The organism is Salipiger sp. HF18 (assembly GCF_011806505.1).
In the GTDB taxonomy this organism is placed as follows: Bacteria; Pseudomonadota; Alphaproteobacteria; order Rhodobacterales; family Rhodobacteraceae; genus Salipiger; species Salipiger thiooxidans.
This window is the reverse complement of record NZ_JAATOS010000248.1, coordinates 1-6,008: the sequence shown is the minus strand read 5'-3', so window position 1 is coordinate 6,008 and position 6,008 is coordinate 1. Positions and strand designations below refer to the sequence as shown.

Annotated in this window: 3 protein-coding genes and 2 pseudogenes; 3 read left to right on the top strand and 2 right to left on the bottom strand. The window is 58.7% G+C overall.

The features are described 5' to 3' along the window. Positions 1-89: 89 nt before the first annotated feature. Together HC022_RS17375 and HC022_RS17370 are read right to left on the bottom strand one after the other, a co-directional pair. Complete coding sequence (locus HC022_RS17375) at positions 90-1,049, bottom strand: IS110 family transposase (protein WP_167453269.1); 960 nt, start codon at positions 1,047-1,049, stop codon at positions 90-92. 200 nt (positions 1,050-1,249) lie between these two features. Beyond that, a pseudogene (locus HC022_RS17370) lies at positions 1,250-2,088 on the bottom strand (IS5 family transposase); the annotation flags it as partial. Between the two features lie 211 nt (positions 2,089-2,299). On the opposite strand from HC022_RS17370, the gene HC022_RS29705 reads away from it, so the two are divergent. The 3 genes and pseudogenes from HC022_RS29705 to HC022_RS17355 all read left to right on the top strand — a co-directional run. Next, positions 2,300-4,975, top strand: a complete 2,676-nt coding sequence (locus HC022_RS29705; protein WP_167453268.1) for a calcium-binding protein — start codon at positions 2,300-2,302, stop codon at positions 4,973-4,975. Positions 4,976-5,020: 45 nt separating this feature from the next. After that, positions 5,021-5,773 (top strand): calcium-binding protein, encoded by a 753-nt coding sequence (locus HC022_RS17360; protein WP_167453267.1) that lies wholly within the window; start codon positions 5,021-5,023, stop codon positions 5,771-5,773. Then, positions 5,770-5,928: pseudogene (locus tag HC022_RS17355) on the top strand (IS5/IS1182 family transposase); the annotation flags it as partial. The gene HC022_RS17360 and the pseudogene HC022_RS17355, both read left to right, overlap by 4 nt. Positions 5,929-6,008 lie beyond the last annotated feature (80 nt).

The following is a 6,008-nucleotide window of genomic DNA, read 5'->3' as shown; positions in this document are numbered from 1 at the left end:
CTCCGCCGTTGATCCGCGGCAGATGAATCATGTTCCGCAACCGGCGTCGAGGCCCGACTATTTCAGCACCCTGCTAGCAACTGTATCCGTCATGCGCCTTGAAGGCCCCATGGTTTACGGGCTTTGCATAGAGCGTTAGCGATATTGACGAGCTTTCGTGCGACCGCAGTGATGATGACCTTGTGCGGTTTTCCTGCGTCGCGCAGTCGTTGCGCGAAGGCTTTCAGGGTGGGGTTATAATTTGCTGCGACGAGGGCGGCCTGGAACAGGACATGCCGCAGGGCGCGCCGCCCGCCGGCGATGGTTCGTTTGCCCCGCAACGCACCGCTGTCGTGCGCTATAGGAGCGAACCCCGTCAAGGCTGCGGCCTGTTCTCCGGATATGGTCCCGAGCTCGGGCATTTCGGCGATCAGCATAGTGCTGGCAACCGGGCCGACCTCTGGAATCGAGCGCAGGATGCGGGCGGTTTCGGCCAGTGTTCCATCGGCGGCAACGGCCTGCTCAATCCGTTCTTCCAGCTCTGAGATCCTGGTATCTAGCAGAGCCTTCAACTCCACGTCCATGTCGGTGAACATTCCAGAGGTCGCGAGTTTTTCGTGTGCCTTGATCTGGACGAGCAGCCGCTTACGCATTTCGACGAGTTGCGCTCGCTTCGATGTCAAAGCTCTGATCGCGCGCAATTTTCCGGCCGGATGGCGACGTCCGGCCTCGGGGCGGAACACCATGAAACGGGCAATGAGTTCCGCATCGATCCGGTCCGTCTTGGCCCGGGTGCCACGGCTGGCGGCAAATGCCTTGACCTGTGCCGGCGGCAGTTGACGCGCGACGATCCGCGCCGCGTCGAGCGAAGCCCATAACCGCCACTCCTGCCCGCCGGTGGCTTCGAAGCAGACCAGGGCGCCACGCCGCCGTGCGAGGGACACCACATGGGCATGGCCCTCCGATGTGTTCGGTAACCGAAGGCGCTTCCGATCGGGCAGGCAATAGATGTCCAGCCAGTCGCGCGAGACGTCTATGCCGATGACCTGTTCAGATGATACCGTGTTCATGCTCTCTTCCTTCTGCTCCGCGGTCCTTGTCGGCCGCATCCAACTGTTCGAGATGATGAAAGAGAGACGGTGCTGGCTCGCTAGCAGACGTGGTCAGGCCACAAGGCTCAGACGCCATACACCGCCCCGTCACCAGCCTCGGCCAAGGAAGGTGACGGGGGCAAAATAGCAGAGCCGAGATACAGAAGGCTCAGGACCCATAGCCAGTAGATGACGATAGCGGCGAGAGCGATGGCCGAGAGGAAGACCTTGGGGCACCTGTCGTATCGCGTGGCCACCCGCCGCCAGTCCTTGAGCCTGCCGAACATGATCTCGTATCGCTGCCCGGCAGTGCATCGCGAAGCGATGTCACGAGAGGGGCGGTTGCGCCGCTTGTTTCGGCGCTTGTCCCTTGCCCGGCAGGGCATTGCGCAGCAATGTCCCGAGAGGGGTATTTTACCTGCGTCTTCCGTTGTTTCCGGCCGGGGATGCAGGCACGTATCCCCTTGTCTTGCAACGCTTCCCGAAACCAGCCGGCGTCGTAGCCGCGATCACCGAGCAGCCAATCAACATTCGGCAGACTGTCGCAAAGAGCCCGCGCACCGATGTAGTCGCTCACCCGCACGGCAGTGACGAACAGGTTGAGTGGACGTCCCTGGCTGTCGCAGATGGCGTGCAGCTTGGTGTTCATACCGCCTTTGGTTCGACCAATCAGGCGACCACGCCCCCCTTTTTGGCGGCCATGCTGGTCGCCGTTCGGTGGGCCTTGAGGTATGTCGCGTCGATCATCACGGTCGTCTTCTCACCGTGTTCCGCCGCCAGTCCGGCCATCATCCGCGCGAAGATGCCCCTTTTCACTCCAACGCTTCCAGCGGCTGTAGAGCGTTTTGTGAGGGCCATATTCCTGCGGCGCATCCCTCCAGCGCAAGCCATTGCGATTAATGAAGATAATCCCGCTCAGCACCCGCTTGTCATCAACCCGGGGCTTTCCGTGTGACTTGGGAAAGAAGGGAGACAAACGCGCCATTTGCGTGTCGGTCAGCCAGAAGAGGTCGCTCATGTCATCGCTCCGTTTGCGGAGGCGTGAATCACTACGCGCAACAGAAATCAATGCATCCAGACCTTAGAGCCACAAGTCGATAATAATTTCCTCAATTACTTCAGCTGAGTGTGATTCAGTTTTTTGCAGAAAGCCAATGTGTCGCCGCATTTTGATGGTCGGATAGACCACAAGGCCTGCAATACCAAACCCAATAAAACTGGAGTTTGGCATGCCGGGAATCGACTTAGAGTACGTGTCATCATCTGGCACTGGGCAATACGTAAGCGACGACCACTTCGGTGCGAACGCGCTGCACAATATCAACATTTCTGACGATGGCGCTGATTACAAGCCATCACAGGGTTTTCACGACGCAATTCATAATCACAACATTACCAATTTACGATATCCTGGAGGTCACGTTGAGAATACTTTAGATGTTACAAATATGCGCGGCGGCCACTTGCGACCGGAAGTTGCCGCTTTCCTAGATTGGTGCCTGGAAAATTCCAGTGCAGATCAATCATATAAGGTTACATTCGTACTCCCAACAAAGTCAGAAATTCCCTTATCTCAGATAGAAGAATTCGTTCACGCGCTTCTGTCTCAATATGGGGATTTAATCGTCGCTTTTGAAGTCGGGAACGAATATTCGATTGGAACGAGGGTCGTTGAAGCCGACCGATCGGTCCACCCAGAATATATCGAGGGCAGTGATTTCGTTTCTGCCATGAACGAGGTCGAGTACGGGGTCGCGGCAAACCGCGTGATCAACGCGACGCAAAACGCGCTGGACCGGCTGGCGACGACAATCGCTGGTTCTGCGCCAGACCCAAAAATTCTGCTACAGATGGCAGAAACCAGCGGCGCAGGCAGTAGCTACAAGGGTGGCGACGAAGCCGGGAACTTCGATGCGGCGAATGAAGAGATCCTCTCAATGCTGAGCCCGCAGGCCCTAGATGCGGTAGATGGGGCTGTCGTGCATTACTATTACAACGTTAGCCGGGATGAGGGGCTCCGGTTCACTGACGCTGAGGACTGGCGTGAGGTCCGTAGGATCGATGAGCGCTTCGCGAACTTCCAAGAGCAACTGGGCAGAGATGTCGAACTGTTTATCACCGAATGGAACGTTGTTGCGGGAAACGATACGCAGCACGGTGCCGCCAGCGCTTCGGTTCTGATGGAGATGTTCGAGTTCATGGTGCGGATGGGCGTCGACGACGCTCATATATGGCCACTTCAGCACCGGACGCCCAACAATATCATGGGCAATCGCAACGCCGAGGAAATTGAATACACCATGAGCGGCGCGGCTTTCTCGATGTTGTCGGAAAGCCTTCGGCCAAGAGACAGCGATACCGGACAGGTCGACGCGTTCCAGAGCGTCCTTTCGGACTGGTCGGGTGGCGACGGCAGTGTCGAGGTCAACCACTTCACCAGCGGTTACCAAGAGGTTCTCTTTATAAGCCTGAGGTCGAACAGCCCGTCCGGTATTGGTCTCGATCTCGGAAACCTCGTCGACAACGACTCTGTTCTGACGATAGACCGCCTGACCGTCGATCCGACCAGTTCAGACGGTCTCAGCGACTTTGCCAATTCGGACGGGGGTGGACGTGTCGGACGCCGGCCCATCACCGCCGAAGAGTTAGCGCAGCTCGAAACCCTCGCGTTTTTCGACGCCGACAACCCAAATCATGTTCGCTACTCTGGCGACCAGATCCTGACCTATCTGCCGCCCTTCGATACGATCATCCCGCTGATCGCCCAGCCCACCAGCATCGACGATTACTATTTAACCAGCGAAATCGACGTCGAACCGCTTATCCAACCGATCGAGGCTGCAGACGGCGACGCAACGCTGTCCTTCGATCTCATGCCATACGACGTCGTGCGCATCGTGATAGACAATCCCGCCAGACAGGACGGAACAGATGGTTCGGAGGAGCTGATCGGGGGTGTGGGAAGGGACGTCCTGCTGGGGCGCGGCGGCGACGATTACCTGAACGGCGGAGAGGATGAGGACATGCTCAAGGGCGGTTGGGGCAACGACACCCTGCGCGCCGGCGATGGCGATGACGAGCTAATCGACGGTCTTGGCGATGACGTCCTCTACGGCGAAGCGGGCGTCGATACGCTTCAGTCTTCAGGCGGGACGGACGCATTGTTCGGCGGAACCGGCGATGACTGGCTTGACCTGTCGACCACGGAGACCTTTTCGGACGGCTATTCCGCCCACCATGTCCATAGCGGGCGAGACGGCCTTGCGGTGTGGAAGGTTTCTCTCGATGGCTTCAATCGTTACAATGCGGTGACGTATGGGGGCGATGAGTTCGACACCATCAGCCTGAGCGGCGGCAACGACGCCTATTTTCTCGATGACGTCTACAGCGCCTTCAATTCCGCCGCTGGGTCGGAGCCTGTCTCGCGTGTCAACGACGTTGAGCGCATTTTCGCAGGCGCGGGTGACGACATTCTCGACATGACATCCACCCGGTTTTCCAATGGCGGCTCGGGGCTGGAACTGCACGGCCAAGACGGCGACGACACCCTGTGGGGCACGACTGCAGACGACAGCCTGTTCGGGGGGGATGGCAACGACGTTCTGGAAGGCGGCGGCGGCAACGACATCCTGATGGGCGGAAGCGGTGCGGATGAGTTTCACTTACTCAGCTCGGGTGACACGCTTCAGGAAATCATCGACTTCAATACCGTCGAAGGCGACACAATCGTTCTACACCTCTCTGCCGCTGTCTCTGCCAGCGCGCTTTCAATGCAGGTGGATGGGGATCTGCTCCGACTGATGGCTCCGGACGGAAGTGAACTCTTGGTGGTGGATGTGGGCGATGCGGCAGCGGATCTGGCTACGGCCCCCCTGACCGGCCTCGTCTGGTTGGATTTTGTGTAAACCACGCAGCTCCACGGTTTCTGCTCAAAGGAAAAGGGTAACACGATGTTCATGATGATCGGACTGCTTTGCGTGGGCGGAGTCGCATTGGCGCTTTCAATGCCCATCGAGGAGGTCACCGAAGACAACGATGCTGCGGGGGCGCCGGACGCGGTTGATGACGATGAGGATGACGTATCGAGCGCAGAATGTGCAGAGCCCGACGCCGATGCCGCCATCCTGTCCGGGACCGAGGGCGACGACACCCTCGAAGGGGGCGTCGACGACGACTTCATTGTCGGCGGTGCAGGCAATGATGAACTGCTTGGCGGTGCGGGCGCGGATGTGCTTATCGGTGGTGCCGCCAACGACGTCGCCGTCGGCGATGACGGTGACGATACGCTCATTGGCGGTGACGAGGCTGAAGACTACCTGATTGGCGCCGCTGGGGACGATGTGTTGATCACAGGACAGCGCGATCATGCCTACGGAGGGGGAGGAGAGGGCGCGTTTGTTCTTTTAGCGTCTGGCGGCGCGGATGAAGCGGCGTATCTGGTGGAATTCAATCCCGATGACGATGTCGTGGTGGTGGTCCTTGTATCCTCCGACCAGGCGGATGCCGAAGTCACATTGGGTCCCTCGGAAAGCGATCCGGACCAGACCGAACTGCGCATTGATGGTGAGGTCGTCGCGACCATTGCGACCGCCGACGCGCCAGGCCCCGAAGACATACAACTCTTGATCTCTTCGGCGTTGTTGCAGAACTCAGCCGGTGAAGGATTCACATCGGGACTCCATGCGGTTAGACGAGCAGCATGAGCAAGCCCAAGCCCGCCGGTTACCGCACGACGACCTGGTCCAACTACAACGATGCGCTCAGGAAGCGCGGGTCGCTGCTGATTTGGCTGGACAAGGAGATGATCTGGCACGCGCAGCATAAGGGGCGCCCGCCGGTCTTTTCGAATTCCGCAATCTAAGTCTGCCTGTCCACTGCCCGACAGGGCCTTGTGCAACAAGGTCCCGAAAGGGGATCAAGGTTCTGTTCAGGCTGCCG

What these genes read in the sequence shown, in the direction of transcription:
- HC022_RS17375 (WP_167453269.1), bottom strand. Translation starts at nt 1,049, where the DNA reads ATGAACACGGTATCATCTGAACAGGTCATCGGCATAGACGTCTCGCGC.
- HC022_RS17360 (WP_167453267.1), top strand. Translation starts at nt 5,021, where the DNA reads ATGTTCATGATGATCGGACTGCTTTGCGTGGGCGGAGTCGCATTGGCG.
- HC022_RS29705 (WP_167453268.1), top strand. Translation starts at nt 2,300, where the DNA reads ATGCCGGGAATCGACTTAGAGTACGTGTCATCATCTGGCACTGGGCAA.